Raw genomic sequence first — 265 nt, forward strand, 5'->3', positions numbered from 1 at the left:
CTCATAGAAAAGTTGGTCTCCAGCCTTTGCATCTGTTGTCTTCTTAACAGTTCCAGGAAGCTCAACATCTATATCAATGGCGGTACAGCTTTCTGGTCCAAGATTATCCTGTGAGTTAGACCTAACAGGTATCATAAAGGACTCATCAGCCACACTATGCATGTTCTTTTCCATCAGGGTTGGACTCTTGTACTGTCCCTCTGCAAGAGGATCCAAATAACTCCCACTGTCCATTGGCTTTTCCTGACCATAAACGATGAAGTCT

Annotated in this window: 1 protein-coding gene; it reads right to left on the minus strand. The window is 43.8% G+C overall.

The window, feature by feature from the left end:
- A partial coding sequence (locus L9G74_RS24275; RefSeq protein WP_238898685.1) for a hypothetical protein occupies positions 1–234 on the minus strand: 234 nt, incomplete at its 3' end.
- Between the last annotated feature and the right edge of the window lie 31 nt (positions 235–265).

Source organism: Shewanella electrica (assembly GCF_022321485.1).
GTDB lineage: Bacteria > Pseudomonadota > Gammaproteobacteria > Enterobacterales > Shewanellaceae > Shewanella > Shewanella electrica.